Annotated in this window: 30 protein-coding genes; 12 read left to right on the top strand and 18 right to left on the bottom strand. The window is 52.6% G+C overall.

Annotation, left to right across the window (positions count from 1 at the left end; genetic code table 11):
- Positions 1–123 precede the first annotated feature (123 nt).
- Entirely contained in the window at positions 124–1,440 is a 1,317-nt protein-coding gene (gene dnaA, locus WMO45_RS08690) for a chromosomal replication initiator protein DnaA (RefSeq protein WP_349140248.1), read from the bottom strand.
- A 364-nt stretch (positions 1,441–1,804) separates the two neighbouring features.
- Here dnaA and rpmH point away from each other — a divergent pair, with 364 nt between their 5' ends.
- The 6 genes from rpmH to WMO45_RS08660 all read left to right on the top strand — a co-directional run bounded on the left by rpmH (position 1,805) and on the right by WMO45_RS08660 (position 5,263).
- Positions 1,805–1,939: a 50S ribosomal protein L34 gene (gene rpmH, locus WMO45_RS08685; protein ID WP_006570963.1), complete on the top strand. Its 135-nt coding sequence runs from the start codon at positions 1,805–1,807 to the stop codon at positions 1,937–1,939.
- Positions 1,940–2,041: 102 nt separating this feature from the next.
- On the top strand, positions 2,042–2,395 hold the full coding sequence (gene rnpA / locus WMO45_RS08680; RefSeq protein ID WP_349140247.1) for a ribonuclease P protein component: 354 nt from the start codon (positions 2,042–2,044) through the stop codon (positions 2,393–2,395).
- Complete coding sequence (yidD, locus tag WMO45_RS08675) at positions 2,392–2,610, top strand: membrane protein insertion efficiency factor YidD (RefSeq protein ID WP_349140246.1); 219 nt, start codon at positions 2,392–2,394, stop codon at positions 2,608–2,610. The genes rnpA and yidD overlap by 4 nt, the downstream gene beginning before the upstream one ends.
- A gap of 31 nt (positions 2,611–2,641) precedes the next feature.
- A complete protein-coding gene (gene yidC / locus WMO45_RS08670) occupies positions 2,642–3,949 on the top strand; it encodes a membrane protein insertase YidC (protein WP_349140245.1) in 1,308 nt (435 codons plus the stop codon).
- A gap of 15 nt (positions 3,950–3,964) precedes the next feature.
- Entirely contained in the window at positions 3,965–4,744 is a 780-nt protein-coding gene (jag, locus tag WMO45_RS08665) for an RNA-binding cell elongation regulator Jag/EloR (RefSeq protein WP_349140244.1), read from the top strand.
- Between the two features lie 192 nt (positions 4,745–4,936).
- Complete coding sequence (locus WMO45_RS08660; protein WP_349140243.1) at positions 4,937–5,263, top strand: hypothetical protein; 327 nt, start codon at positions 4,937–4,939, stop codon at positions 5,261–5,263.
- Positions 5,264–5,305: 42 nt separating this feature from the next.
- On the opposite strand, the gene spoIIID is transcribed toward WMO45_RS08660, so the two are convergent.
- From spoIIID to WMO45_RS08620, 8 genes are all read right to left on the bottom strand, one after another.
- Complete coding sequence (spoIIID, locus tag WMO45_RS08655) at positions 5,306–5,557, bottom strand: sporulation transcriptional regulator SpoIIID (protein ID WP_349140242.1); 252 nt, start codon at positions 5,555–5,557, stop codon at positions 5,306–5,308.
- 116 nt (positions 5,558–5,673) lie between these two features.
- Positions 5,674–6,783, bottom strand: coding sequence for a redox-regulated ATPase YchF (gene ychF, locus WMO45_RS08650; RefSeq protein WP_349140241.1), 1,110 nt, complete (start codon positions 6,781–6,783; stop codon positions 5,674–5,676).
- A gap of 93 nt (positions 6,784–6,876) precedes the next feature.
- Positions 6,877–8,064: a tyrosine-type recombinase/integrase gene (locus tag WMO45_RS08645; protein WP_008726779.1), complete on the bottom strand. Its 1,188-nt coding sequence runs from the start codon at positions 8,062–8,064 to the stop codon at positions 6,877–6,879.
- 128 nt (positions 8,065–8,192) lie between these two features.
- Positions 8,193–8,408: an excisionase gene (locus WMO45_RS08640; protein ID WP_107434922.1), complete on the bottom strand. Its 216-nt coding sequence runs from the start codon at positions 8,406–8,408 to the stop codon at positions 8,193–8,195.
- A gap of 20 nt (positions 8,409–8,428) precedes the next feature.
- On the bottom strand, positions 8,429–9,718 hold the full coding sequence (locus WMO45_RS08635; protein ID WP_008726782.1) for a plasmid recombination protein: 1,290 nt from the start codon (positions 9,716–9,718) through the stop codon (positions 8,429–8,431).
- Between the two features lie 366 nt (positions 9,719–10,084).
- Positions 10,085–10,303 (bottom strand): hypothetical protein, encoded by a 219-nt coding sequence (locus WMO45_RS08630; RefSeq protein WP_008726786.1) that lies wholly within the window; start codon positions 10,301–10,303, stop codon positions 10,085–10,087.
- Positions 10,304–10,741: 438 nt separating this feature from the next.
- On the bottom strand, positions 10,742–12,061 hold the full coding sequence (locus tag WMO45_RS08625; RefSeq protein ID WP_044955957.1) for a DNA primase family protein: 1,320 nt from the start codon (positions 12,059–12,061) through the stop codon (positions 10,742–10,744).
- Positions 12,027–12,659, bottom strand: coding sequence for a CHC2 zinc finger domain-containing protein (locus WMO45_RS08620; protein ID WP_008726792.1), 633 nt, complete (start codon positions 12,657–12,659; stop codon positions 12,027–12,029). Before WMO45_RS08620 ends, WMO45_RS08625 begins: the two co-directional genes overlap by 35 nt.
- Positions 12,660–12,866: 207 nt before the next feature.
- Here WMO45_RS08620 and WMO45_RS08615 point away from each other — a divergent pair, with 207 nt between their 5' ends.
- From WMO45_RS08615 to WMO45_RS08605, 3 genes are all read left to right on the top strand, one after another.
- The gene (locus WMO45_RS08615) at positions 12,867–13,970 is read left to right on the top strand and encodes a DUF6076 domain-containing protein (protein WP_008726793.1); all 1,104 of its coding nucleotides are present in this window, start codon (positions 12,867–12,869) and stop codon (positions 13,968–13,970) included.
- A 20-nt stretch (positions 13,971–13,990) separates the two neighbouring features.
- Positions 13,991–14,638 carry a hypothetical protein gene (locus WMO45_RS08610; RefSeq protein WP_026648249.1) on the top strand — a complete coding sequence of 216 codons (648 nt, stop codon included), beginning with the start codon at positions 13,991–13,993 and terminating at the stop codon, positions 14,636–14,638.
- 70 nt (positions 14,639–14,708) lie between these two features.
- Positions 14,709–15,896 carry a sigma-70 family RNA polymerase sigma factor gene (locus WMO45_RS08605; RefSeq protein ID WP_008726794.1) on the top strand — a complete coding sequence of 396 codons (1,188 nt, stop codon included), beginning with the start codon at positions 14,709–14,711 and terminating at the stop codon, positions 15,894–15,896.
- A gap of 108 nt (positions 15,897–16,004) precedes the next feature.
- On the opposite strand, the gene WMO45_RS08600 is transcribed toward WMO45_RS08605, so the two are convergent.
- From WMO45_RS08600 to WMO45_RS08575, 6 genes are all read right to left on the bottom strand, one after another.
- Positions 16,005–16,379 carry a nuclear transport factor 2 family protein gene (locus WMO45_RS08600; RefSeq protein ID WP_008726795.1) on the bottom strand — a complete coding sequence of 125 codons (375 nt, stop codon included), beginning with the start codon at positions 16,377–16,379 and terminating at the stop codon, positions 16,005–16,007.
- Positions 16,380–16,500: 121 nt separating this feature from the next.
- Positions 16,501–17,286, bottom strand: a complete 786-nt coding sequence (locus WMO45_RS08595) for an ABC transporter permease subunit (RefSeq protein ID WP_008726796.1) — start codon at positions 17,284–17,286, stop codon at positions 16,501–16,503.
- A 12-nt stretch (positions 17,287–17,298) separates the two neighbouring features.
- A complete protein-coding gene (locus WMO45_RS08590) occupies positions 17,299–18,093 on the bottom strand; it encodes a DUF2705 family protein (RefSeq protein ID WP_026648251.1) in 795 nt (264 codons plus the stop codon).
- Positions 18,094–18,106: 13 nt separating this feature from the next.
- The gene (locus tag WMO45_RS08585) at positions 18,107–18,994 is read right to left on the bottom strand and encodes an ABC transporter ATP-binding protein (protein WP_008726798.1); all 888 of its coding nucleotides are present in this window, start codon (positions 18,992–18,994) and stop codon (positions 18,107–18,109) included.
- Complete coding sequence (locus WMO45_RS08580) at positions 18,991–19,608, bottom strand: TetR/AcrR family transcriptional regulator (protein WP_008726799.1); 618 nt, start codon at positions 19,606–19,608, stop codon at positions 18,991–18,993. The genes WMO45_RS08585 and WMO45_RS08580 overlap by 4 nt, the downstream gene beginning before the upstream one ends.
- 166 nt (positions 19,609–19,774) lie before the next feature.
- Entirely contained in the window at positions 19,775–20,020 is a 246-nt protein-coding gene (locus WMO45_RS08575) for a DUF6061 family protein (RefSeq protein WP_008726801.1), read from the bottom strand.
- Positions 20,021–20,446: 426 nt separating this feature from the next.
- Between WMO45_RS08575 and WMO45_RS08570 the strand changes: the two genes are divergently transcribed.
- From WMO45_RS08570 to WMO45_RS08560, 3 genes are read left to right on the top strand one after another with little or no spacing between them, the layout of a single operon-like run.
- Positions 20,447–21,817 (top strand): MATE family efflux transporter, encoded by a 1,371-nt coding sequence (locus tag WMO45_RS08570; RefSeq protein ID WP_349140239.1) that lies wholly within the window; start codon positions 20,447–20,449, stop codon positions 21,815–21,817.
- On the top strand, positions 21,814–22,455 hold the full coding sequence (locus tag WMO45_RS08565) for a hypothetical protein (protein WP_349140238.1): 642 nt from the start codon (positions 21,814–21,816) through the stop codon (positions 22,453–22,455). The genes WMO45_RS08570 and WMO45_RS08565 overlap by 4 nt, the downstream gene beginning before the upstream one ends.
- A complete protein-coding gene (locus tag WMO45_RS08560) occupies positions 22,443–22,706 on the top strand; it encodes a DUF1294 domain-containing protein (protein WP_349140237.1) in 264 nt (87 codons plus the stop codon). The genes WMO45_RS08565 and WMO45_RS08560 overlap by 13 nt, the downstream gene beginning before the upstream one ends.
- A gap of 43 nt (positions 22,707–22,749) precedes the next feature.
- On the opposite strand, the gene WMO45_RS08555 is transcribed toward WMO45_RS08560, so the two are convergent.
- From WMO45_RS08555 to WMO45_RS08545, 3 genes are read right to left on the bottom strand one after another with little or no spacing between them, the layout of a single operon-like run.
- The gene (locus WMO45_RS08555; protein ID WP_349140236.1) at positions 22,750–22,956 is read right to left on the bottom strand and encodes a DUF896 domain-containing protein; all 207 of its coding nucleotides are present in this window, start codon (positions 22,954–22,956) and stop codon (positions 22,750–22,752) included.
- Positions 22,956–23,753, bottom strand: a complete 798-nt coding sequence (locus WMO45_RS08550; RefSeq protein ID WP_349140235.1) for a YlmH family RNA-binding protein — start codon at positions 23,751–23,753, stop codon at positions 22,956–22,958. The genes WMO45_RS08555 and WMO45_RS08550 overlap by 1 nt, the downstream gene beginning before the upstream one ends.
- 15 nt (positions 23,754–23,768) lie before the next feature.
- Positions 23,769–25,523, bottom strand: a complete 1,755-nt coding sequence (locus WMO45_RS08545) for an ABC transporter ATP-binding protein (RefSeq protein ID WP_349140234.1) — start codon at positions 25,521–25,523, stop codon at positions 23,769–23,771.
- Positions 25,524–25,616: the final 93 nt, after the last annotated feature.

Genomic DNA, 25,616 nt, shown 5'->3' with positions numbered 1-25,616 from the left:
CGTTTCCACAGGCATTGGGGAAAAAAGGAGCGCTGTCCACACCGCAGGAAATGGTCACAAAGTTATCCACATAATAATGTCCACAACTGCACAAAACTCGGTGGAAAAGTGGATAACTTTCAGTTATTCGTAACGGGCGTTGATGTTGGCGTTGATGTCCTTGATAACCTCAGCAATTTCGGGGCTTTGTTTGGTGAGTTTCTCCACCCGGTCGATGGAGTGCATTACGGTGGTGTGGTCCCGGTTGTCGAATTCCTTGCCGATCTCCTTCAGGGACAGATTGGTCATGCGGCGGATCTGGTACATGGCGATCTGGCGGGCCAGGGCGGTGTCCTTGGTACGGCCTTGGCCGCGCAGCGCGTCGGCGTCGATGTTGTAGAATTTGCTGACCTCATCGATGATGATATCGGGCGAGGGAAGAAAATCGGCCTTGTCCTTGAACATGTCCCGTACGGCCCGGGTGACGGTGTCCACGTCCACGCTCTCCCCCATCAGCTCCTGGAAGGCCAGAATCTTGTTGACCGTGCCTTCGATCTGCCGCACGTTGGAGGTGATGTTTTCCGCAATGTATTGCAGCACCGGGTCGGGCAGATTCATGCCCCGGCGAATGGCTTTGTTTTTGATGATGGCCACACGGGTCTCATAGTCGGGGGGCTGAATGTCTACGGGCAGGCCCCATTCAAAACGGGTGCGCAGCCGGTCGTCCAGCCGCAGCATCTCCTTGGGCGGACGGTCGGCGGTGAAAACGATCTGCCGGCCGGCTTCATACAGAGTGTTGAAGGTGTGGAACATCTCTTCCTGGGTGGACTCTCGCCCAGCAATGAACTGTACGTCGTCCATGAGGAATACATCGGCGGAGCGGTACTTTTCCCGGAATTCCGGATTGCGCCCTTCCCGGATGGCCTGAATGAGTTCATTGGTGAAGGAGTCGCCCTTGATGTATACAATGCGGTAGTCCGGATGGTTACGGTGGATCTTGTGGGCAATGGCGTAGAGCAGATGGGTCTTGCCCAGTCCGGATTCACCGTAGATGAACAGGGGGTTGTAGGTCTGGGCCGGCCGCTCGGCCACGGCGAGCGCGGCGGCATGGGCAAATTTATTGGAAGCGCCCACCACGAATCGGTCAAAGGTATACTCCTCGGTGCCCGGCAGGAAGACATCCTCCGTCTTTTTCTTACCGTAACCCTCCAGTTCTCCCTCTCCCAGCACTACGACCTCAAAGTCAGAGGAAAACAGCTCATGCAGTGCTTTTTTAATGACAGGCAGATAGCGGGAGACAATGATGTCTTTTTTAAAATTGGAAGGTGTATGGAGCACGAACCGGTCCTCATCCAGTGCTACGGCAGTGGCGTCATCAAACCAGGTATTGATGGTGGTGGCGGTCATGTCCCCTTCCATCAGGGAGAGCACTTTGGCCCAGATATCGGCCGGAAAATTCACGGAAAGACCACCTCTTTCGGAAAATATCATAGCAATTTATTATAGCAGAAAAACAAGGGCAAGGCAACGCTATACTATATAAAAAAAGAAAGGCTTTTTTCTGGCATCTTTGGAAGGAGCCGGAGAAGGTAGTGGACAAGGTAAAAAGAGAGCACAATATCTGGTGTAGCCCTGCGGAAAGGGGGAGAAATCCCAAAAAAGATTGCAAAATTATAGTTGACAGCGCATTTTGATATGGGCTATAATATCATCTGCATCGTGCAGATATGCGCGCTGTAAAGCAGTTTACTTTGACGACCGCAGCCATCAGGCTGTTGTGGTGGGCGGCATGACCGCCGGATTACAGTACAGGAGGTGTACCAACATGGTCCGTACCTATCAGCCCAAGAAGCGTCAGCGCTCCAAGGAGCACGGGTTCCGTAAGCGTATGCGTACCGCCAACGGCCGCAAGGTCCTGGCGCGCCGCCGCGCGAAGGGCCGCGCCCGTCTGACCCACTAATGGGTCCGCGAATGGAATAGGGCTTTTTAGGGGCGGGGGAGTTTTCCCACCGCCCCTGCGCAGCATACGCAGGATTTTATCCCGCAGAGAGGAACGCGCGACGTGAAGCAAACCATTGCACTCAAACAAAATCACCTGTTTCGCCGGCTTTATGGCAGGGGAAAAAACGCCGTAGATCCCTGTCTGGCGCTGTACTGCCAGAAAAACCGGCTGGGGTATAACCGCTTGGGCATCACAGTAGGGGTCAAGCTGGGGAAGGCGGTAGTGCGCAACCGCACCCGCCGCCGGATTCGGGAGGCCTACCGTCTCCACGAAGGTCAGTTTGCATCCGGGTATGATCTGGTGGTGGTGGCCCGGGTACGGGCCGGACACAGCCGTTATCGGGAGATCGAGCGCAGTTTGCTGCGCCTGGCTGGCCGGCTGGAGTTGCTGTGTGTGAAAGAGGGACAGGCATGAAACGGGTGCTCTTGGCCCTGATCGGCTTTTACCGCAAATATGTTTCTCCTTGCCGCCCGCCATGCTGCCGTTTTATTCCATCCTGCTCGGCCTATGCCCTGCAGGCCGTGGAAAAATACGGCGTATGGAAGGGGGGCTGGCTTGCCCTGCGCCGGATCCTGAAATGTCACCCGTTCCATCGTCAAAAATCCGTGGAGTACGACCCCGTCCCCTAGAGGGACCACAAATCAACTTGGAGGCGCGCAAATGGATTTTGCACAGATCATCCTCTCCCCCTTTGTGTGGCTGCTGACCTTTTTTTATAACCTGTTTGGCAGCTACGGTATCGCCCTGATCCTGTTCGCCGTGGTGGTGAAGCTCATCCTGTTCCCCTTCTCCCTGAAGGGAAAACGGGGCATGATCCAGATGAATATGCTCCAGGGCAAGATGCAGAAGCTCCAGAAGCAGTACGGCAAGGACAAGGAGCGCTATAACGCGGAAGTTCAGAAGCTCTATGAGAAGGAAAAGGTCAACCCCATGAGTGGTTGCCTCTGGTCCTTCCTGCCCCTGCTGATCCTGATCCCCCTGTACGCCATCATCCGCCAGCCCATCAAGTACATGATGGGTATCAACGACGCCGATGTGCTCAACACCATTGCCCAGACGGTGGACTGGAGCACTCAGGCCGTCAATATGGGCTGGATCAAGGAAGCCACCGACACCTTTACCAACAGCGGCTACAACCAGCTGTATCTGGCCTCCCTCATCACCCCGGAGAACCTTTCTGCGGTGCAGAGCGCCGTGGGCGAGGTGGGCAAGAACCTGTTCTCTATCAATTTTGATTTCCTGGGTCTGGTGGATCTGTCCCAGATGCCCCAGCTGAAATTCTGGACCATCGCCGGCGGTTTTGGCCTGTTTCTGATGCCGGTGATCTCTGCTGTAACGGGCTTTGTGTTCTCTCTGATCTCCATGAAGACCAACGCCATCAATCAGCAGAGCGCCCAGTCCGCCAACAACAACAGCATGCGCACCATGCTCATTGTCAACCCTCTGATCTCCCTCTGGATCGGCTTTTCCATGCCGGCGGCCCTGTGTGTCTACTGGATCGCCCAGAACCTGCTGAGTATGCTGCAGGAGTTCCTCTGCGGCAAGCTGCTCAAAAAGGACTATGAAAAGGCCGCCGCCGCCCGGGCCGAACAGGAACGGCTGGACAAGGAAGAGGAGAAAGAACGCCGCCGCCTGGCTGCGGAGGAACGGGCCCGCCGCATTGAAGAGGCAAAGCAGAATAAGGGCCGCAAAAAGAAGCTGGAGAAGAAAACCGAGGATGAAGACAAGATCCCCGGCTATGTGAAGGAAGTCAGCCGGGTCGGTATGCGCCAGTATGCCCGGGGCCGGGCCTATGATCCCTACCGGTACAGCGACGAGGGACCTACGGTATATCCGGGCGCCCAGCCGCTGTTCCCTTCCAAGCAGGCGGCCACCGTCCAGGCCCAGGAGCCTGAACAGGAGCCTCTCCCCCAGTCGGCCGACACCGGAAGTGAGACAAGCAGTAACGGTACTACCGTTGATTCGTAAGGAGAGATGTCCATTATGCTGAAATGGATTGAAAGCACCGGAAAGAGTGAAGAGGCCGCCATTGAAGCCGCCCTTCAGACCCTGGGTATGGACCGGGATGAGGTCTCTGTGGAGATCCTGGAGCGGGCCAAGTCCGGGTTTCTGGGCATCGGCAGCTGTCCGGCCAAAGTAAAAGTGAGCTATGAGGCTCCCGACGAACCTGTTCCGACCCCCAAGGTTGAGGAGCCTGCGCCCGCGCCCAAAGCAGAGCCTGCACCCAAGGTGGAATCCAAGCCCGAACCGGTTCCCGCTGCAGAGCCCGTGTCGGTTGCACCGGCGGCTCCCGCCGGGGACGACCGTACCGGACGGATTGAAGCGTTTCTCACCGGACTTCTGAAACAGATGGGGGCGGATGCCCGGCCGGTTATCCATACCGACGGAGACGGGATTTACCAGGTGGAGCTGGTGGGCAGCGGCCTGGGCGGCCTGATCGGCCGCCGGGGCGAGACGCTGGACGCCATCCAGCAGCTCACGGGCTATGCGGTCAACCACGGCCAGTCCAAGCGGGTGCGCATCCACGTGGATGCCGAGGGGTACCGTGCCAAGCGGGAGGAATCCCTGGTCCGCCTGGCTCAGAAAGTGGCGGGCAAGGTGGTCCGCTATCGCCGCAATGTGACGCTGGAGCCCATGAACGCCTATGAGCGGCATGTGATCCACACCGCGCTGCAGGATACCCCTGATATTACGACCTACTCTGTGGGTACCGAGCCCAACCGCCGCACCGTGGTGGCTTACAGCCGTGGGGAACATCGGTAAAATGTAAGACGCATGCAAAAGCGCCTCAGGAAACTGAGGCGCTTTTTTCTCTTGCAATATTCGAACAAATGTTGTATAATGAAATCGAACAAAAGTTCTGTAAAAAATAGCAGGAACTTTTCCACATTTTAGTCCGTCTATGAGGATAAGAACGGAATCCGGCCCCGCCGGAAAGGGACAGGAGGATTTGCCATGGAGACCATCTATTACCGTCTGGATGCCAAACGGCTGACGTGCTCCGGAGTGGGTGCGGAGAAACAGGTCAGCGGTGGAGAGCCGGTGTGCTACGCCTTTGTGCCCCGGACCCGCCCGACTGGGGGCAAGACCGGCGTAGTGGTGGATTTTCAGGCTTATCGCCAGGCCCAGGTACAGGAGCAGGTGCCCTCCTCCCCTTCTGAGCTGCCCCGGCGCCGCCGGAGCCGGATGGAGCGGGTGGCCGGATTGGGGATGGAATTGTGTGCCACAGGGGCCATAGTGGCCCTTGTGGTGGGTATGCTCATCCGCTTTTTTACCCTGTGATGTGGAAAACGTATGGGCGGAGCAAATGCTCCGCCCATACGTTTATTCTGTACCCTTGTATTTCTTCCGGGTGGCGATGCCGCCCCGGATGTGCCGTTCCGCTTTGTTTTCGTCCAGCACGTCCTTTACCTGGAGGTAAAGGGGCCTGTTAAAGGCGGGCAGACGCTCGCTGAGGTCCTTGTGGACTGTGGACTTGCTGATGCCGAACTTCTGGGCCGCGCTGCGCACCGTCGCTTTGTTTTCTATGATGTAAAGCGCCAGCTGGCAGGCGCGCTCCTCGATGTTCCCTTTCAAACAGCAACACTCCCCGCAATGATTCTCACGGGGCATGTATATGCGCCTTCAGCGGGGGATATGTAGAAAAAACCGGGGTCCCCCAGCTGGGGGACCCCGGTTGAACCTTATTTGACTCAGACGTTGAAGCGGAAGAGCACGATGTCGCCGTCCTTCATGACGTACTCTTTGCCTTCGGAGCGGACCAGTCCCTTCTCCTTGGCGGCGGTCATGGAGCCGCAGGCCATCAGGTCGTCAAAGTTGACCACCTCGGCCCGGATGAAGCCGCGCTCAAAGTCGGTGTGGATCTTACCGGCGGCCTGAGGGGCCTTGGTACCCTTCTTAATGGTCCAGGCGCGGCACTCGTCCTCGCCGGAGGTGAGGAAGCTAATAAGCCCCAGCAGGGCATAGCTGGCTTTGATAAGCCGGTCCAGACCCGACTCGGCGATGCCCAGATCGTCCAGGAACATCTTTTTCTCATCGGCGTCCAGCTCAGCGATCTCGGCCTCCAGCTTGGCGCATACGGGAATCACCTGGGCGCCTTCCTTGGCGGCCAGATCCTCCACGATCTTGTAATAGGCGTTGCTCTTGCAGTCGGCAAAGCCGTCCTCATCCAGGTTGGCGGCGTAGATAATGGGCTTGAGGCTCAGCAGCTCGGAGGTGGCGATAATGGCCGCGTCGTCCTCATCGCAGTCAAAGGAGCGGGCGGAGTTGCCCTCGTTGAGCCAGTCTTTCAGGGCGGTGAATACCTCTACCTCGTGCAGGTACTTCTTGTCACCCTTGGCGGCCTTCTGTGCCCGGTCAATACGCCGCTCCACCATCTCCACATCGGCCATGATCAGCTCAATATCGATGACACCGATGTCGCCCGCCGGGTCCACGGGCACGTTGGTACTGGTGTCGGCCACCACATGCATGATGTTCTCGTCGTCAAAGCAGCGCACCACATGCACAATGGCATCGCATTCCCGGATGTTCGCCAGGAATTTGTTGCCCAGACCCTGGCCCTGGCTGGCCCCCTTGACCAGACCGGCGATGTCCACGAACTCCACCACCGCGGGGGTGGTCTTTTTGGGATGATACATCTCGCTCAAGGCGTCCAGCCGGTGGTCGGGCACGGCCACCACACCCACGTTGGGATCGATGGTGCAGAAGGGGTAGTTGGCGCTCTCTGCGCCGGCGTTGGTAATGGCGTTGAACAGGGTGCTCTTGCCCACATTGGGCAGGCCCACAATACCTAATTTCATATATTCTAAATCTCCTTTATTTTCAATGGTTTTTCGGGTTTTGGGGACACACTCCGCACCAATTCCGCACCAATTTTTCGCAGCGCACCATTTTTAACTTGCCACATTGGTGTCCTGTTCGAACAGTTTGATGGCGTTGGTCAGGGATGTGTCGGTGACATGGACATAACGATCCATGGTTGTTTTAATGCTCGCATGACCGAGCAGCTTCTGCAAGACTTTCGGCATAACGCCCCGTTCAATCGCACGGGTAGCGTAGGTGTGTCTCAGAGCGTGCATACAGAACCGCTTGATTTTCGCCTCATCGCACAGCTTGTACAGATGGGTGTCATAGGAACTGTTTTTTGCAGGCTCTCCGGTACGGAAATTGATAAACACCAAATCTCGCATACAAAGGTACTCTGTCTGACCTGTCCGGCGATCCACATATTCCAGAATCTGAGATAACAGTTCTGATTCTTTGCGGGTGAAGCGTTCATCGTAGCACGATTTCAATACATCGTATGCCCGCTTCGTCAGCAGGATCGTGCGGTAGCTGGTCTTTGTCTTAGGAGGACCAGCACGCCAAATGCCTTCGCTGTGGCGATATTCCAAGGTCTTGTTGACAGTCAGTGTCCGCTTCTTCCAGTCAATCGCATCCCAAGTCAAGCCGATCATTTCCGAAGTGCGCAGTCCGGTCTCCAACAGCAATACATACTGTCTGTAGTTGTGAGAGCGTTTTGCGGTTTCCAGAAACAGCGTCTGTTCTTCCACAGTTAAGAACTTGATGTCATCCACAGCCCGGACGGGCTTCGTATAACGAACCCCGTCCATAGGATGTTTTGTAAGCATATCGTTCATGACTGCGGCTCGGAACATGGTTCCCATGGCAATATACGCCTGCCGAATGGTGGAGCCAGCATAAGTGGCTTCCATCCGATTCAGGACAATCTTGCAGTGCATGGGTTTGACATCACATAAGCGCATATTTCCGATAACAGGCTGGATGTTCTTTTGATACCGTTCCCGGTAATTTCGCCGGGTGTTGGGAGCCAGATCCGCAATCAGATTGGTGATCCAGAACTCAAACCAGGCATCCACCGTCATTTCGGAGGATGTGTTGCAAACATCGTGCTTATCTTCGTACTGCGCATCAGCCAGCCAGTTGCGAGCTTCCGGAAGTGTGTCAAAGTGCTTTTCCTTGCGGGAGCCGTCCTTTGCGGTATATCTTGCGGCGTACTTTCCGTCTTTTCTCTGGCAGATACCTTTGCCAATTTCTTTGCCTTTTAAGTTTTTGCCCATTTAATGAACTCCTTTCCTGAGTGCCGGAAACGAGAGTTCATCACGACACTCCATTCTATCATGAAAGTGCTTTTTTTTCAATAGATTTCGATGTTTTTGGTGCGCACCAATTTTGCCTGTTCTGTTCATCAAATCGCAACTCTCCCTTCGATAAATTCCTCAAAAGCCTTGCGTTTGACCAGTTTCTTTGTACCTACATACAATACAAAGGGACAGTTGGGTTGTTTCAGCATCTCGTCAATCTTGTTGATTCCGATATTGCTGTATTCAGCCGCTTCCCGAATGGAAAGCAGCATTTTACGGTCGATAGGCAGGATCGTTGCCTGCTGGTTCTGATTCATCATAGGCACAAATAATTCCTTTCTTATATTTCCATATCCCGTCCGTGCTTGCGGGCAGGAGCCTTGTGTTCACGAGTTTCCTTTCCTCTGGCGAGGATGGCAGAAAGAAAAGCCCTGACCCGTTCTGCTGCGATTTCCAACGCATCCAGATAGGGCTGGGCTTTTTCTTTCAGTTCTTTATATTTTTCGTTCAGTTCGTCATGCCGCTGTTTCCAGATGGAAGCGGATTTTACAGCGGAAGCCAATTTTTCTTTCAGGCGTTCATTCTCAGCATTGAAGATAATTCCGTTTGTGGCGTATCGTTTCAGGGTATCGCACTGGTCTGCTGTGAGGGTGACATTTCCGGTGAAGGAATTTTTCTTACCCATCGCTTCAATATCCTGCACGGTCACTGCCACCGTCTTCGCAGTCTTGGTTTCCTTTTGCAGAGCTTTCAGCTTCTTTTCCTGTTTCTCCACAGCAGATTGGGTATCCGCCAATGCCTGTTCCGCTTGGTCTGCCCGTGCCGTCACAGCTTCCAGACGCTGGGTTTCGGCTTGCACCTTAAACTGAGTAACGGTCAGATGTTCCTCGGTGCTGCCACGCTCTCCACGCTCCACATCGGTATATCCGGCAGCTTGCATGAAATTGAAAAAGTCATCCTGCAACACACTGTAGGACGACTTCAAAATCTTTTTTCCTTTTGTGTTCAACATGGGATTGCCGTTCCCGTCAAGAACAGGTTTGGATTCCCATTTCTTACTGCGGCTGACCTGCATGATCGTTTCCTTGACTGTTCCCCGGAGGGCTTCGTCCTTGCACCGCTTCGACCAGAGAATCTGTTTTTCCACCACCGGGATATAGACCACATGAAGGTGGTAGTGGTACACATCCTCGCCAAGAGCTTCCGACATTGCCCGGTTGCGCTCATCGGCGTGCATGACAGCAGAGAGAATATACTGCTCACCGCCTACAACCTCCACGGCGGCTTTATAGGCATCAGCGTAGAACTGTTTGGCAAATACATAGCCGCCGTGATTATAGAAGTAAGCGGAGTTCACATCGAATACCAGCTCACCGTATTTCACGGCATCCGCTTTCAGACCTCTGGTGGAGATCACCTTGTCCTGTTCCATCTGCGTAAACATTTCTTCATATCCGGCTGTCGGTTCTTTGAAATGAATGTTCAGAGAAGAACGCTCCGGCACGATGTCCTGATTGCTGTAACTGTCTTTTTCCCGTTCATTGTGTTCCTGCACCTTTGCCAGATCATCGGCAGTTTCAATGTCCTGATGGCGGGCAACGGTGCGGTCAATTCCATCATTTCTTGCCATGGGTCATGCTCCTTTCCGAGAGGATTTGCGAGGGACGAGGGGCTTTCGAGAGGCACTTTTTCAAAGTGTAATAACCCACTATTACACTTTCATCCATACTGGCTGCAAAGTGCCGTGGGCTCTCCGAGGGCTCCTCCGGAGAGGGGGTGCGGTCACTGCGGTGACCTCTGCTGTCCAGTCCGAAAAATGTCCCCGGCCTTTTTCTCTTGTCCAGCCTGTCTGCCAGCGGAATTGCACCACAATCCCTTGCAGACAGCGGCAGCGAACAATCCGCAGTTTTGCCGATTGTATTCACTGCCAGTCCATAGGAAGCACTGCGGCACTTCCTATGGGGACGGGAGCTGCGAGGGGATAAGATACGCCGCATCATCGCTCCCTCCGTTTCTGCCACACGATGTCATAGCCCAGCACATCGGCAAGCTCGATGACCTCTTTGTAGCGGATGCTCTCTCTTTGGAGCTTTGCAGAAAGGTTGGATACGCTGTCCGACCAGTCGTGTTCCTCCGCCAGTCTGTCCACAACCTCCTGCATGGTAAATCCGGCACGGACGATCTGTGCCTTGATTTCATTTCGTACATTACTCATATTGAAAAACCTCCATAATTTTGTTCATGAAAAAGCGAAGCAGCTGCGCCCATTGGCGTGTCCGCTTCGCTGTACCGTGTAATATCTGATTTTCATAAAATGCGATAGAAATACCGCCTGTGATGTCCTGCACATAAGCACCCCTAACCCATTTCACTGTTTTGTGTGCTTTGGTCTGTAACAGTGAAAACAGCCATGATTTCGCAAAGGCTGTTCACTGTCCAGAGAAGCACTGTTTCGCAAAATGATTTCGCCCTGCGGTCAAAATTTTTGCTGTTTCCATTACCATTGATTTTCTATCCCCTAAAATAAGGGGGCTGCGGATGCTCCCAAGATAGAAAAACGATAGTAAGTGAAAAGTACGTGTACCAAGTGTACGATTGACACTCGGCTCCATCCGGTACGGATGGTACACGTATTTCTGAGTTACTGCTGTTTTTACAGAAACGGTCTTTGCAGAAGTTCAATGCCCACAAACCCTCTGGCAAATCGCCCGCCGCCGATGTTGACCTTGTTGGTGTATTCAAGGTTATAGCGGCTTTCATTCTGCTTTAGGAAGGAACCGAAGCTCTTTTGGGAAAGGCTGTTCAGGGCGTTATCATCACACCACTGCTTGTAAACAGCGTACAGGTTTTTGGAGCTTGCTTCATAATCCGCACGGAAGCGGATATATCCCTCGGAAGCCAGAAAATCAATGATGTTGTTTCCGTCAGAAACGGCATCGTTCAGATTGTCCAAAGCCGACTGGCTCAGGGTAAATCGGAAATCATTTGCAATCAGGCGGTGCAGTCCCTCCAACGCCCAGAGGAAGATGCCCTCTGCTTCGGCAGTCATCTTTTCCGCAATATAGGGATCGTCTTTTCTGTTTGGGTCTTTCTCCTTGGTTGTCAAAATGATCTGTCTGCGGAAGAAGCCCACACTCCGGTCATGGAGGGCTTGCAGGACACCGTTCCCAAGTCCGATGAACCGCACATACAAATCTCCCTGATAGCTTTGTTGTCGCTTTCTCTCCAAATCCATGGGCAGCTCTGCGGTGATAATCGCCTTGATATTGTTGGTCTGGGGCAGCGCTTCCAGCTTCATATCATCGTCCAGCATCAAAAGCTCATGTTCCAAGTCGGCACGGGCAAAGTTGCTTGTCTCCACCTTTGCCACGCTTCCGGTTTTCATGTTGGTTCCCAACAGCGCACGAAGAACAACGCCGATCCGGCTCTTGCCTTCGCCGCCCTTTCCCGTCAGCATGAGCATCTTCTGACCTTTGGTGGAGGGGATGAAGCAATAGCCGATAAATTCCTGTAAGGTCAGAATGTCCTCCGGCTCCAAAAGCTGGGACAAAAAATGCAGCCATGTGACTGGCTGCGGAGCTTCCGGATGATAGGCGACGGGTAAGCGATTGCGGCAGTAATCTTTTTCCGTGCTGAATGTGCCATCCAAATGATAGGTGCCGTTTGCCACATGGATGCGGTCTTGATACAGGAGAAGATCGGCAGCACAGCACTCCATTCGCATTACATCCAGAAGATTTGTGACCCTTTTTGCAATGTTGCTGGTCACATAGGGCTTGATACGGTCATAGATTTCTTTTTTCAGCCTGTTTTCATCGTTCACAATGCCGTTTACCGTGAAAAAGGTTCCGTTTACCGTAATCATGGGATAGTCCCTGAGAAATTCTTCACAGAAAATGACTTCGTTGATTGCTTTACCGTCAAACCATACCGCAATATCAGCGGATGGGTTCTGTGCTGCTTCTTTGCTCATGGGGCAGTACCTCCTTTTTCTTTCGTGCCACATAGTCCTGAAGAAAAGCAATCTTGCCCTCCTTCATCATCCCGTCCACCACGGCACCCCGTTCTTCCAGAGTGCCTACGGTCAGGATGTCAGCCAGATATTCCATGTGGTCGAGCATCTGGCAGGCTTCCACGAAACGGTCATCCAGCTTGTCCTCCGGCGTTCTGGGCGCATACCGCACCTTCCAATCTTCCAGCAGATGCAGATAATCCGTCAGCACCCGGAAGCAGAGCATTTCATCCTCCCGGAACTGGCGGATATGGGGGCGTTTTGTCTTGTGTGGAACTGCCACGGCTTGTCCCGGCTCGGTGCTGATACCGAAGTCCGCAGCCAGCCTTTGCGCCGCTTCGTAATTACTGAGATCAAACAGCCTTGCCACGAAGTCGATCACATCTCCCTTTGCTCCGCAGCCGAAGCAGTAGAAATACTCCTCGTTTAGCTTCAAGCTCGGATTTCGGTCATTGTGGAACGGACAGCAAGCCATACCGTTTCGGTTGACCCGCAGCCCGTAGTGTTCGGCGGCTTGTCTGACCGGGACAGCCGCCTTGATTGTTTCATAGATTGTCATTGAAAATCCTCCATTTCATAGTTTTGAAAAAGAAAAACACCCGCCGAGTGGCAGGTGCTTCGCTCCTTCTACTATGGTTATGCCGGATTTCGCAAAAAACAGGCTAATCGGAGGACAACCCCGTTTCAAAAAACAGGACAGCAGTAGATTTCTTCACATTTGGATGATATAATAAGAGAAAAAGGAAAACAGGACAGGAGGACGAATATGAATCAGGAATTGATGACGCTGGATTTCTGGCAGGATACGGTCATATACGAGGATAAAACGCTGCCCACCGGCACACTTGCCTGTGATGCGCTGAATGTATCCACCGATACCCTTGCCCGGATGAACGAGCAGTGTGACAAAATCAATCTGCTGCTGGGACAGCTGAACGCCGCTCAGGATGCTTCTGCATTGTTTCCAATGGTAAGGGAAGCTGCACTGACGATGCTTGATATTCTCAGCGTCACCCCTCCGTTTCCTTATATGGACATTCCAAAGCACCGGGAACGGATTCAAACGGTCTTTACGGCAGAAAATGCACAAAAATATGTAGAGTTCGCAATAAAAGCAACGACCAATTCATTGCCATTTGAGGAAGTCCCGATGTATGCAGATGCGATGCTGCTCCAACGCTACACGGCGGTTTTCGGGCATCTGGCGTACTCTCTTGGCGAATATCAAAAGGCTATGCTTGATTTTGCCGAAAAAACGGACGGCAATGAAGCAGACCGTACAGCAGAAGGATTTGCCAAGTTATTCGGCACCTGTTTTCCACCGGAGTTCTCCATTACGGAAGGCAATGCCTGGATGGCTGCATCCAATAATTCTATCCAGTATGTTTCTGCGCTTCGTCCCGGCTATGATGTGCCGATGCTGGTCAAGCGGATGCACTTCCTTACTTTTGTGGGGATGTTCCGTACGGACTTGTTTGAGGGTCTGTGCGTGGGTCACGCACCAAAGAAATGTCGTATCTGCGGCAAATGGTTCCTGACCACCAATGCAAGGCATACCAAATACTGCGGCGGATATGCGCCGGGGGACAAGCTGCACCGCACCTGTCGGCAGATCGGCAATCTGAAAGGCAGAACCCAGAGAGAACTTGCGGATGATCATCCGCTGAAACAGATATATGAGAAGCGGCTGAACACCATAAACCGATATATCAAGCGTGGCACACTGGATGCGGAACTTGCCAAGGCGATGAAAAAGCTGGCAAAGGATAAGATGCTCCGGGCAATCAGTGATGTTGCCTATGCCCGTGGGGATTATGAAACGGAAATGGAACAGGACGCTTTGCAAAGTGAAGCTGAAAAGAAAATTTGAAGTTGTGGAGGTGAAATGAAGTGGAAATAACGCCAAATGGTTTACAAAAAGAATTGACGACTTTGCTATCAGAGCTGGTTTTTGATACAGGATTTAAAAAGAAAAAAATCGGATGGTTAACTCGAAAGGTTGGAGAATGTGAACAATTTTTTACTATCACTTTCACAAGGGATCGTGGTTTGCCGGGGAATCTCTATTCTGTAAATTTTACGCTTTCATTTACATATAAAGAGGTAGATAGACTTACAAGTTTATTTTTAGGAATGGAATATGACCCTAAGTGGTCTACGGGTGCATGGATGTTCTATACACAAATTCCAAACTACACAATGAGCACGTTTAAGTATTGTTCCGATGAACCTATGCAGACTTATGCTGAACGCATTGCAAATTACTTTAGAAAATATGCACTTCCGTATTATGAGAAAATTGATACGTTAGAAAAAGTTGCAAAAATCTTTGAACAAACTGCATCCGCAAAAGACAGCGATAAAGCGAGAAACTTTTTTGTTGTCCGCCGTTTGCGGGGGAGTGAAGATGATTGCTGTTATGCGGCGATACTTTGCGTGCAAGGAAAATGGAACAAATTGAGAGACTTTCTTCCTATAGCAAGAGAACTTAGCATAGAAGAAAAAGAGCGCATAGAAAAATATATTTCAGATAAATAATCAAGCGCACAACTTCCAGTTTGTCTAAGAGAAAATATGTCCTCACGGAAGCCGAAGGGGAGGTGCGCTTATGCTGAGAGAATATTCATGGGACATGACCGGGTACAAGCCAAAGTCCTTTCCCGATACGCCCGACAGTGGCATTACAAGATATATGGCAGAGCGCATCTTCCAACTGGAACCGGAGCTGCCAAAGGCAGAGAACATCAATGATTACATTCTGTCTGCTCTCCGGGAAAAGGATTTGAAATACTTTTCGTTTTTCCTGCACCATTACGAGCCACAGCTTAACAATCGCATCAAAAGCTTTCTTGGCGTAGACAGCGGCGATCAGTATGACCCAGAGCGTTTTTTGGATATAAAACTTTCCTGCCGGGAGGCTATGCTCCAGAAGCTGCCGGACTATGCCCCTGAAAAGGGTGCTGAATATGCTACCTACATTTATCCCTTCATACGGGATGCCATGCTCCGTTTTCGCATGGGCGAAGAACAATGGTCGGTATCCTCGCTGACCAGCTATAAGATGCTCCGCACCATGGCATGGCTTTACCACAACACAAAAGATGCCATTGCTGAATTTTCAAAAAAATATAACTGCGATCTTGCGCTGGCAGAGGAATATTTGAAAGTTGTCCGTGGTATCCGCAATCAGCAGCCATTCTTTGTGACCGAGCAGGACGAGGACGGCGAGGAAACAGGCGAGGATGTGACCCGTGACTATAGCTGGAACTATGCCGATATTCTATGGGATGGTATACAGGCTGAAAAGGTGCGGAAAGCATTTGAAAAGCTGAACTACCGGGAACAAACCTTGTTGGAAAAACGGCTTGCCATCTGCATGACCTGTGGGCGTGTCGGTTCATGGAAAAACCGCCCTACCTTTGAAGAATTGGCTGTCATGTTTGAGGGCAGCTCCGCCAGCGGTGCGGAACGAGCCTACCGGAAAGCAGCGGAACATCTGACACTGCTGTTGGTAGAAAACGGCGGTATCCATGCAGTCCGGCTGAAACAGAAGTCCAAAACCAAACGAAAAAAGAAAATTGCCACCGCAGTCTACGAATATCAGGCAGACTGCGATGGCGAATGGGGAGAAATTTTATTCGATTTTGAAAACGGCACAGGGTCGATTGTCCGGCTTGCCGACTGGGATACCATGATTTCCAATGTTTTTGCAAAACGGGTGATCCGGTATCTGCTGAATTGCGAAAATGATAGATTGCCAAAAGAAACCATGTTTGCGTTTGAGATGTATGAATAAAGGCGAGTAAAGTTTACCAGCCATAAGAAGAAAAAACTCGAAAATAAAAAAAGCCGCTGCCGCATGGTTGGTTCCATGTAGCAGCGGTTTTTCACCGGCAGCATTCAATCAATATTCAATAGGCAAATTATGCTGCTTCAAAAAAGACAGTTTATCCCAATATCCTCTCTGGAACAGAATTTTACCATTTACAACATGGAAGAAGCCGCATCCCCGCAGTCCCAGCGGGTCTTTCCACTCCAAAATTGCCCATTGTCCATCTTCAAAAATATTCTCTACAATGGCTGTCATATCGGCAGTGGCAAATTCTGCTGTAAACATTTCTCTGATTGCGTCTATCCCGATCACAGGCTCATTGGTCACCTGATGGTTGGTTGCATTATCATGGTACAGGCTCACGATTGCATCTACATCGTGGCCATTAAAGGCATCTACCCATTTGCATACTACTTCTTTTGGTCGTAACATCATGATTTCCTCCATATATCTTTGTCTACTGTTTTCATTATACAATCTTCATGTAAAAAAGCAATTCCCCCATGAAAACAGGAATTGCTTTTTTATGTAGACTTGAGACAGTTATACTGAAGATTTGAACATAGGCTTACAATTCACGCCGCTTCCACTGATTCAATGCAGCAACGATACAAGCACCCACAACAGCGAATGTCAAAACGATAAAGGAAAGTCGGAATCCGTGCAGTGCCACCTCATACACATCGTAGTAGCGCAGAGGGGTCAGGTAATCCAAAATTTGATTTTCTGTGTATTCGGCTGTAAAGGCCAGAGCATAGGCAGCCAGCATGGAAATCGTACCTGTCCTCACCGCAGCCTTATAGGACATAAACAGGCTGGCAAACAGCAGCCCCAGAGCGAAAAAGAGGAACTGGGTAAAGAACATTCCCATGGTTGTGGTGAGCACTGCTCCCGGCTGTTCCAGACCGCCCAAAGGAAGAACGATTGTAAAATAATTACATAAACCGCTGAACAGGGCAAACACCAGCAGATTTACCGCCGAAACGATCACCTTCGCCAGTACAATGGTTTTCCGTTCCACAGGCTTTGTGAACAGGTATTCCGAGGTTCCGAACTTCTTTTCCTTCGCCACACAGGACAACCCCAGAGACATGGCATAAGGGAACGCCAGCAATCCTTCCCAGAAATAGATGCACACATACCAGCCAAGGGATGTGGTTAAATCGCCTTTGACCCCAAACATAATCATGATCAATCTCGGAAATTGGCTGACCATCGTTGCCATTTCATTCAGACTGTCCTGTAGAGACAGAAGCTCAAAATAGCAGAAACCGCACAGAAGCAGCATGATCCCTAACCAGATCAACAAGAGCCTTCTGGTTTGGCGGAACTCATTTTTAATCAATGTTTTCATGTTTGCACCCCCTTATGAACGAAACTGAATGTCTTTTTTCAGAAAGACACCGTAAGACAGCACCAAAAACAGGGTAACCAGCAGCACGCCCCAGCCAAGATAGGTCATATCATAGAAGCCAGTTTCGGAAATTTTTGCAGCTCCAAAGAAGGAGTATGGGGACAGGAAACTGATAGCCCGGTTACTGATGATGTTGGAGAAGCTGGTTATGCAATACTCCACAAACACGACTAATCCGGCGGTCAGCAGTGGGCTACGGTTGCGGGGAAACAAAATTCCCACCATCAGACCCATTGCAGCAAAGAACAGCGTAACAAGGGTGAGGGACAGAGCAATCAGAAAAAACTCTCCCCATGGAGTTCCGGAACGAAACATTGCCATGGCCAAAAAAGAAGCCAGCAGATACGCAGCACCTACGACCACCACTCCGATCAATACAGTCAATGCCTTTGCCCAATAGATTGTTTTCCGAGGAAAGGGCTTTGTAAACAGGTATTCCGAAGTTCCTTCCGTACATTCTCTGGTGTGAACGGAAATGCCGAAGTGCATTCCGAAAACGCCGGAGGCAATCATGAAAAAGCTGGTCAGAAACCCATAAATGCCCAACGGGGAAGTCAAGTATTCCATCGATACGCCGACACTCCTGTAAAAGTCCGTGGTGCCCATGGTTTCAAAGAGTTCCACGGAGGCAACATCCAGGAAGCTGTAATAAGTCGGTGTCATCAAAAAGATACACACAGCCAAGGCGATGGTCCAGCCCAGGATATAGGTTCGATGCCGTTTCAGTTCATATTTCAAAATGACCATACCTGACACCTCCTTACTCATAGTAGTGCATGAAGATTTCCTCCAAAGAGGGCTCTTCCAAAAGCACATCGTCCAAATGCAGCAGGTGAAGTTTATCAATGATTGCTGTGATATTGCCGTTATACATAAAGGAAACAGAGGTCTTGTCCGGGGTCTCAGAGAAATTCGCAATACCAGGCAGCTCCCAGAAATCACTGGAAATCGGTGTTTTGGTGGTAAGGCTGACCTTTTTATAACCGCTTTCCCGTAGTTCTCTGATAGACTGGATGCTCATGAGCTTACCCTCTTTTAAGATTGCCACCCGGTCACACAGCTTCTGTACCTCGCTGAGTACATGGGAGGAGAAGAAAATTGTGGTGCCCCGGTTGTTCTCCTCCTTCAGAATATCATAGAATGCCTGCTGGATCAGCGGGTCTAAGCCGCTGGTAGGTTCATCCATGATCAGCAGCTTAGGGGAAGTCATAATGGCAGACACGATGCCCACCTTTTTCTTGTTGCCCAGAGACAGGTCTGCAATCTTCCGGGACAAATCCAAATTGAGCCGTTCGGAAAGCTCATACATTTTCGTTTCACAGTTCATGGCGTACAGGTCGGCGGTGTATTGCAGTAGTTCCCGCACCTTCATGTTTTCATAATAGCTGTTCTCGCTGGGGAGGTAGCCCACATCTCTGGCAATGACACTTGCCTGACTCTGGCAGTCTAAACCGAAAATAGAAGCGTTGCCACCGCTGGGACGGATCAGACCCATCAGAGTGCGGATGGTGGTGGACTTACCCGCACCGTTTGGGCCAATGAAGCCAAAGAACTCGCCCTGATTAACTGTGAGATTGAGGTTGCTGATACCTCTGTGTTTCCCATAGTGCTTGGTCAGTTGGTTCAAGACAATAGCGTATTCACTCATTTTAAATATTCCTCCTTATAGAAATTGTTTTTTAGAATTGAAATGGTTTTTTCAAATTCATTCATAACTGTTTCAAAATCAAAAACGGCTGCGTTACGATAACGGGCTGCATACCCCTCCGCCATCACTAAAAGCATATTGTAAACAGGTTGAGCATCTTCGGGATTTTTGAACTTTAAGGAATCATCCTCTCGTAAAACCATTTCATTTCTGAAATTCCCTGCTTCCATCTTTAATGAAGCAAGTAGGTCATTGACTTCAGGAGAAGCCTCTTCCCAAACACTTGCCATAAATTGAGTAATAAACGGGTGTGTTTTCATTGCAGCCATTTTCATCTTGCTGGAAACCAGAATGCGGTTAAACAGATCGGTTTCTGAATCAAGTATCGTTTGGTCAAACGAAGGCATAATGATTTTCATACAATATTCCAACAGGTAGGTATACAGTTGTTTTTTGCTGCCAAAGTACTGAAATACGGATGCCTTTGAAATATGCGCCGTTACAGCAATATCGTTGACAGAAGCCTTATCATATCCAAACTTACCAAAGCACTGGAGTGCCGCATTGATGATGGTAATTTGCTTTTCCTCGCTTAGTGCAAAAAATTTGTCCATTTAATTTCTCCTTTCAAGTGACCGATTCGGTTATTCACAGTATAGCACCGATAACCGATTCGGTCAAGCGATTAGAAATCTAATTCTATGCCAACATCCACTACAAAAAAACGCCTGTACGAGCATTTCTCATGCCCGCACAGGCGGCTTGCTTTATCTTTGGCAATCAATCCAAAGGTTTATATTCTGTTACAGTTTTCAAGTAGGTTTCCGTATCGCCGTTGAGGATCAAATCCGCATAGGCTGCCGGATCGTTGTAAATCAGCCAGTCCAGCTCTGACCTCTGGTACATATTGTCTGCCACCTCGTTCTCCACGGCGGTGCAGTCAATGGAAACCATGCTGCCGTCTGCATATTTCAGCTCGACACAAGCATTGTCGATATTAAACTCACAAGATAATAATCGGTTCACAGTGGTAATCTCCTTACAGATTCTAATTTTCAAAATGAATAATCTGTCGTGATGAACCCGTTTCCCGAATATCGATTCCCATAGACCGCACCAATTCCGCACCAAATGCCCATGAAACTATATGTAAGTACATGGATTTATATAACGGAAAAGTACGAAAATATGGGATTTATTGAGGTTTATGAAGGAATATAGAGATATGAAAAGGCTGTTTATCCAACAATACCTAATTTCATCGGTACAAAACCCTCTTTCGGTATGTTAGCCCCGATATTATACCGTATTACCGGCAAAAAAACAAGGCTGCAGGGGTGATGGAAGGGAGCAAAGGGGCAAAAAATTGTCCGCCCCCTTGCCAAGGCGGAGAGAAGCGTGTAGAATCTTACGTTGTCTGTGTGTGAAATGCAACGGTAGAAGGAGGTCCTCATGAAATTACTGCGGCAGAGCGGAGGCGACATTACCCAGGGTGTGATCTGGAAACAGATCTTGGGCTTTTTCTTTCCGCTGTGGTTCGGTACGTTTTTCCAGCAGCTCTATAATACGGTGGATACCGTGGTGGTGGGCCGCTTTGTAGGGAAGACCGCCCTGGCGGCGGTGGGTTCCACCAGCGTGATTGTGAACCTGACGGTAGGCATTTTTACCGGTTTGGCCAGCGGTGCAGTGGTGGTCATTGCCCAGCACTACGGCGCTCGCCGGGGAGAAGAGGTACATAAAAGTGTCCATACCGCCATGCTGCTGGCCCTGCTCATCGGTGCCATCTTTATGGCAGCAGGCTTTGCCCTTACCCCGTGGGCTCTGCGGGCCATGGGTACCACCAGCGATGCCCTGCCCGGGGCTATCCTCTACCTGCGGGTTTATTTCCTGGGAATGGTGCCCAATGTGATTTACAATATGGGCACCGGCGTGCTGCGGGCGGTGGGCGACTCCCGCCGGCCCCTCTACTTTCTCATTGCAGCCTCCCTGTGCAACATCATACTGGATCTGGTACTGGTGGTGGGATTTCAAATGGGGGTGGCCGGTGTGGCCATTGCCACGGTGTGCTCCCAGCTGCTCTCGGCGGTATTGGTGGTGGTCTCGCTTATGCGGGCGGAGGGCGCCCCCTTCCAGTTCTTTCCCAGTGAGCTGGCCCTGCATGGGGCGGAGATCCGCGCTATAATGCGCATCGGCCTGCCCACCGCGCTGCAATCGGTGATGTACAACGCCTCCAACATTGTCATTCAGGCGTCCATCAACTCCTTTGGCACCGATGCGGTGGCGGCCTGGACGGCCTATGGTAAGATGGACATTATTTTCTGGATGACCATTACCGCTATGGCCCAGTCGGTCACCACCTTTGCCGGACAGAACTACGGCGCGGGTAAGTACGACCGGGTGAAGCAGGGGGTGCGGGTGTCAGTGGGACTGAGCGCCGGTTTTACCCTGCTCATCAGTGCGGTCATGTTCCTGCTGGCCCGGCCCATTCTGGCCATTTTTACCCCCGACCCCGATGTGCTGGAGGTGGGCGTAGAGATGGTACGCTTCCTGGTGCCGTGCTATATCACCTATATCCTGGTGGAACTGCTGCCCGGCGCCATCCGGGGAGCAGGTAAGTCCATGGTGCCTATGCTTATTTCCGTGTTCGGAGTGTGCGGACTGCGGCTGGTTTGGCTGTTTACCGCAGTGCCCGCCCATCATACGGTGATTATGGTGGAGGCCAGCTACCCCATTACCTGGACCATCACCTCAGTGGCAATGCTGATTTATTACCGCTTCGGCCATTGGCTGGAGCCGTCTAAAGAAAGGCAGATGCTGTCGTGAGCCAACGTATTTCTCTGCTTCATCCTCAGTGGATGGATATCACCGGCCCTGACGGGACGGTCACCCATGGAGCGGACCAGGACTGGTTTCCCGATCCGTGGCAGCAGCGTGCGGGGTGCGGCCCCACCGCGGCGGCGGTGATCTTTGCCTATCTGGCCCGGACAAAGCCGGAACTGGCCCCTCTCTATCCGGAGGAAGCCATGGACCGGGCCAGTTTTACCGATCTGATGTGCCAGGTATGGGAACACGTGACGCCCATCGCCCACGGGCTCAACAAGCCGGAGCTCATGGTGGAGGGCATGAAGTCCTACGCCGCGGCCCGGGGGATAGCCCTCTCCCCTGCCCTGTTTACCGTGCCCGCCGCCCGCACCAAGCGGCTTCCCTATGAGGAGGCGGCCGCCTTTCTCCACGCCAGTCTGGAGCGGGACTGCCCCGTGGCCTTCCTCAATCTGCACAACGGGAAGGTAAAGAACCTGGACCGCTGGCACTGGGTGACCATTACCGCCCTGGACGGAGGTCAGGCCACCATTTTGGACAGCGGCAGTGAGCTGGAGATCGACCTGGCTCTGTGGTATGAGAGCTCCAAGAAGCGGGGCGGCTTTGTGACCGCGCTGGGGGACGGACTATGTGCTGGCTGATCTTGTGGGTGATATGCGCCAGCCTGGTGGGGTTTTTCCTCATGGGTGTGGATAAGCGCCGGGCCAGGCGGGATGCCTGGCGCATACCGGAAAAGACCCTCTTTCTGGCGGCGATCCTGGGCGGTTCTCCCGGGTGTATCCTGGGTATGTGGATCTTTCACCACAAGACCCGGCACTGGTACTTTAAATTCGGCCTGCCTGCCATTTTGTTTGCACAGCTGGCGCTGGTAATGTGGATATTTTTACGCTGAAAACGGCGGCCCTCCCATTTGGGAGGGCCGCCGTTTTCTTTTCTCAGGGCTTTTGGCCCAGCTTGTGCTTGGTGCCGTCGGGTTCCACGATATAGGTGTTCTCCAGCTGAGCCACCAAATTATTGCGGTAGGCGGCGATATACTCCTGCCGCAGCAGGTCCCGCTCCACCATTTCCTCCGGGGTAAGTCCCTCGGGGCTTTTGGCCTTCTTGGCCAGGGCGTTGATTCGCTCAATTTTTGCCTGTTCCATTACACATAACGCTCCAATACGATCATAGTGCGCCCCTTTTTGGACGGGCCGCCCACCTCCCGAATGACGCATTTTCCCAATCCCCGGCAGCTCATCACATCCCCCTGTACCACTGCCCGGTCGGGCTTGAGGCACTCCCGGTGATTGAGTTGGACCTTGCCTGAGGCGATGAGATCGGCGGCCTTTCCACGGGAGAGGGAAAAGCCGGAGGCGGCTACCGCGTCCAGCCGCAGGGAACTGACGGTATCCCGGATGGTGCGCACCTGCACCGGGGGCGGTTCCAGCTGATCCAGGGACAGAGGGGAGAGCTTCAGCCGTACCCGGCCGGCCTGGTCCAGGTTGAGCAGCAGGAAGTCGGAGATCTCCTCCAGGGCCAGAACGTCACACGTCCCGTCCCCCACCAGCAGATCACCCACCTTCTCCCGGTCCAGCCCCAGACCCAGGATGGAGCCCAGAAAATCCCGGTGGGTGAGCTTGCCGCCGCTCCAGGTGCAGCGCAGGGCGCGGATGGGGCACAGCTCTGGGTCAGACTGCCAGTCCGACCCCTCCAGCCAGTCGGGCAAAAAGGCGCACAGGGTGCGCTCTGCCCCCTCATATCCGCCGAAGAAGCAGTGGGGTGGATGGCCGCAGGCAGCCAGCAGGTTTTCCACACTGACCCGCTCCTGTGGGGATAAAAATCCGGTGCAGGCCGGAATGTTGCGCTTGCGGGCCAGCTCCAGCCGGTCCAGGGCCCGGGCCAGCAGCAGCCGTTCCTCCCCGTCCCGGGCCAATTTGTTCAGCAGTTCGGTCTTGGTCATGGCGTTCCCCCAGCCTTATACCGCTACATGCTTCTGGGTCTCATAGAGGCGGGCGTACTCCCCGCCCTTGGCCATTAGTTCCTCATGGGTGCCCTCCTCGGCGATGCCGCAGCCATCGATGACGATGATGCGGTGGGCTGAGCGGATGGTAGAGAGCCGGTGGGCGATGATAAGAGTGGTGCGGCCCCGGGCCAGCTCGTCAAAGGCACCCTGGATGCGGGCCTCCGTGACGCTGTCCAGGGCGGAAGTGGCCTCATCCAGGATGAGGATGGGCGGGTTTTTCAGAAAGATGCGGGCAATGCTCACCCGCTGCTTCTGGCCGCCCGAGAGCATGACGCCCCGCTCCCCTACCTGGGTCTGGAAGCCGTTGGGCATATCCATAATGTCATCGTAAATTTCCGCCCGTTTGGCAGCGGCCACGATCTCTGCCTCGGTGGCGTCCGGGCGGCCATAGCGGATGTTGTCGTAAATGGTGCCCGCAAAGAGGAACACATCCTGTTGCACGATGCCGATCTGCCCACGCAGGGACTGCTGCTTCAGGGTGCGCACGTCCTGGCCGTCCACTAGGATGCGCCCCTCGGTCACGTCATAGAACCGGGGGATGAGCTGGCACAGGGTGGACTTGCCTCCGCCGGAGGGGCCTACCACCGCCACCGTCTCACCGGGATGGACGTGGAGGGTGACGTGCTCCAGCACCGGCTCGGGGGAGGACTCGTACCGGAAGGTAACGTCATCCACCAAAATGTCTCCCTTCACGGTGCCCAGATCCCGGGCGTCGGGGGCGTCCTGAATGTCGGGCTCCACCCGCATCAGCTCTACAAAGCGCTTGAAGCCCGCCATGCCCTGCATGAACTGTTCCACAAAGGCGGAGAGCTTGCGGATGGGGGTGATGAAGGTGGTGACATACAGCGCGAAGGTAGTCAGGTCGATAAAGTCCATCCGCCCCTGCATGATGAGAAAGCCGCCGAAGGCAATGACCAGCACCGACAGGATGCCCATGAAGAACTCCATACCAGACTGGTAGAAGGCCATGGTCTTGTAGTACCCCCGCTTGGCGCCGCGGAACTGGTCGTTGGCGGCGTTGAACTTGTCGCTCTCGGCCTGCTCATTGGCAAAGGCCTTGGCGGTGCGCATACCGGAGATGGAGGACTCCACCTCCCCGTTGATGCCTGCCAGCTTGGCCTTTACTTCGGTGGAGGCCCGCATCATCTTCTTGCGGGTCAGGGAGGTAAAGACGATGAAGATGGGGATCACCGCAAACACCACCAGGGCCAGCCGCCACTGGATGGTGAGCATGATGAAGAAGGCGCCCAGAATGGTTACCGACGAAATAAACAGATCCTCGGGGCCGTGGTGTGCCAGCTCGGTGATCTCAAAGAGATCGCCTGTGACCCGGCTCATCAGCTGGCCGGTGCGGTTTTTATCATAGAAAGAAAAGGACAGATCCTGCATGTGGGAAAACAGGTCCCGCCGGATATCCGCCTCCATGCGTACCCCCAGCAGATGGCCCCAGTAGGTGACGATGTAGTAAAATACGCCCTTGAGCACATAGGCTCCGCCCAGCAGGGCCATGACGGCGAAAAACGCGCCGAAAAGCTGCTGGGGCAGCAGATTCTGCATGGAGTACCGGGACACCACCGGGAAGGCCAGGTCCACCAGACAGATACACAGCGCACACACCATGTCCAGTAAAAAGAGCTTCCAGTGGGGCTTATAATAGCTGGCAAAGATCCGCAGATATCCGATTTTTTTCATTTGGTCTGTGGTCATGCTTCCGCTCCTCTCTCAATACAGTAACCCTTAGTATATCCCGTCCCTTCGCGCTTTGTCAACGCCGGCGGTTGCAAACCGGGGGGTATTGCG

Origin of the sequence: Flavonifractor hominis (assembly GCF_040095835.1) — a bacterium.
GTDB classification, from domain to species: Bacteria; Bacillota; Clostridia; order Oscillospirales; family Oscillospiraceae; genus Flavonifractor; species Flavonifractor hominis.
This window is presented reverse-complemented; position numbering and strand designations above follow the sequence as displayed.

Excerpts from the sequence above, each read along its gene's own strand:
- WMO45_RS08545 (WP_349140234.1), bottom strand. The coding sequence starts at position 25,523 with ATGACCACAGACCAAATGAAAAAAATCGGATATCTGCGGATCTTTGCC.
- WMO45_RS08660 (WP_349140243.1), top strand. The coding sequence starts at position 4,937 with ATGGAGACCATCTATTACCGTCTGGATGCCAAACGGCTGACGTGCTCC.
- WMO45_RS08570 (WP_349140239.1), top strand. The coding sequence starts at position 20,447 with ATGAAATTACTGCGGCAGAGCGGAGGCGACATTACCCAGGGTGTGATC.
- yidD (WP_349140246.1), top strand. The coding sequence starts at position 2,392 with ATGAAACGGGTGCTCTTGGCCCTGATCGGCTTTTACCGCAAATATGTT.
- WMO45_RS08635 (WP_008726782.1), bottom strand. The coding sequence starts at position 9,718 with ATGGCAAGAAATGATGGAATTGACCGCACCGTTGCCCGCCATCAGGAC.
- WMO45_RS08595 (WP_008726796.1), bottom strand. The coding sequence starts at position 17,286 with ATGAAAACATTGATTAAAAATGAGTTCCGCCAAACCAGAAGGCTCTTG.
- WMO45_RS08550 (WP_349140235.1), bottom strand. The coding sequence starts at position 23,753 with ATGACCAAGACCGAACTGCTGAACAAATTGGCCCGGGACGGGGAGGAA.
- WMO45_RS08605 (WP_008726794.1), top strand. The coding sequence starts at position 14,709 with ATGCTGAGAGAATATTCATGGGACATGACCGGGTACAAGCCAAAGTCC.
- WMO45_RS08640 (WP_107434922.1), bottom strand. The coding sequence starts at position 8,408 with ATGATGAATCAGAACCAGCAGGCAACGATCCTGCCTATCGACCGTAAA.
- WMO45_RS08560 (WP_349140237.1), top strand. The coding sequence starts at position 22,443 with ATGTGCTGGCTGATCTTGTGGGTGATATGCGCCAGCCTGGTGGGGTTT.
- WMO45_RS08600 (WP_008726795.1), bottom strand. The coding sequence starts at position 16,379 with ATGGAGGAAATCATGATGTTACGACCAAAAGAAGTAGTATGCAAATGG.
- ychF (WP_349140241.1), bottom strand. The coding sequence starts at position 6,783 with ATGAAATTAGGTATTGTGGGCCTGCCCAATGTGGGCAAGAGCACCCTG.
- WMO45_RS08625 (WP_044955957.1), bottom strand. The coding sequence starts at position 12,061 with ATGAGCAAAGAAGCAGCACAGAACCCATCCGCTGATATTGCGGTATGG.
- WMO45_RS08645 (WP_008726779.1), bottom strand. The coding sequence starts at position 8,064 with ATGGGCAAAAACTTAAAAGGCAAAGAAATTGGCAAAGGTATCTGCCAG.
- yidC (WP_349140245.1), top strand. The coding sequence starts at position 2,642 with ATGGATTTTGCACAGATCATCCTCTCCCCCTTTGTGTGGCTGCTGACC.
- jag (WP_349140244.1), top strand. The coding sequence starts at position 3,965 with ATGCTGAAATGGATTGAAAGCACCGGAAAGAGTGAAGAGGCCGCCATT.
- WMO45_RS08615 (WP_008726793.1), top strand. The coding sequence starts at position 12,867 with ATGAATCAGGAATTGATGACGCTGGATTTCTGGCAGGATACGGTCATA.
- WMO45_RS08620 (WP_008726792.1), bottom strand. The coding sequence starts at position 12,659 with ATGACAATCTATGAAACAATCAAGGCGGCTGTCCCGGTCAGACAAGCC.
- WMO45_RS08590 (WP_026648251.1), bottom strand. The coding sequence starts at position 18,093 with ATGGTCATTTTGAAATATGAACTGAAACGGCATCGAACCTATATCCTG.
- WMO45_RS08555 (WP_349140236.1), bottom strand. The coding sequence starts at position 22,956 with ATGGAACAGGCAAAAATTGAGCGAATCAACGCCCTGGCCAAGAAGGCC.
- rpmH (WP_006570963.1), top strand. The coding sequence starts at position 1,805 with ATGGTCCGTACCTATCAGCCCAAGAAGCGTCAGCGCTCCAAGGAGCAC.
- WMO45_RS08630 (WP_008726786.1), bottom strand. The coding sequence starts at position 10,303 with ATGAGTAATGTACGAAATGAAATCAAGGCACAGATCGTCCGTGCCGGA.
- WMO45_RS08585 (WP_008726798.1), bottom strand. The coding sequence starts at position 18,994 with ATGAGTGAATACGCTATTGTCTTGAACCAACTGACCAAGCACTATGGG.
- WMO45_RS08580 (WP_008726799.1), bottom strand. The coding sequence starts at position 19,608 with ATGGACAAATTTTTTGCACTAAGCGAGGAAAAGCAAATTACCATCATC.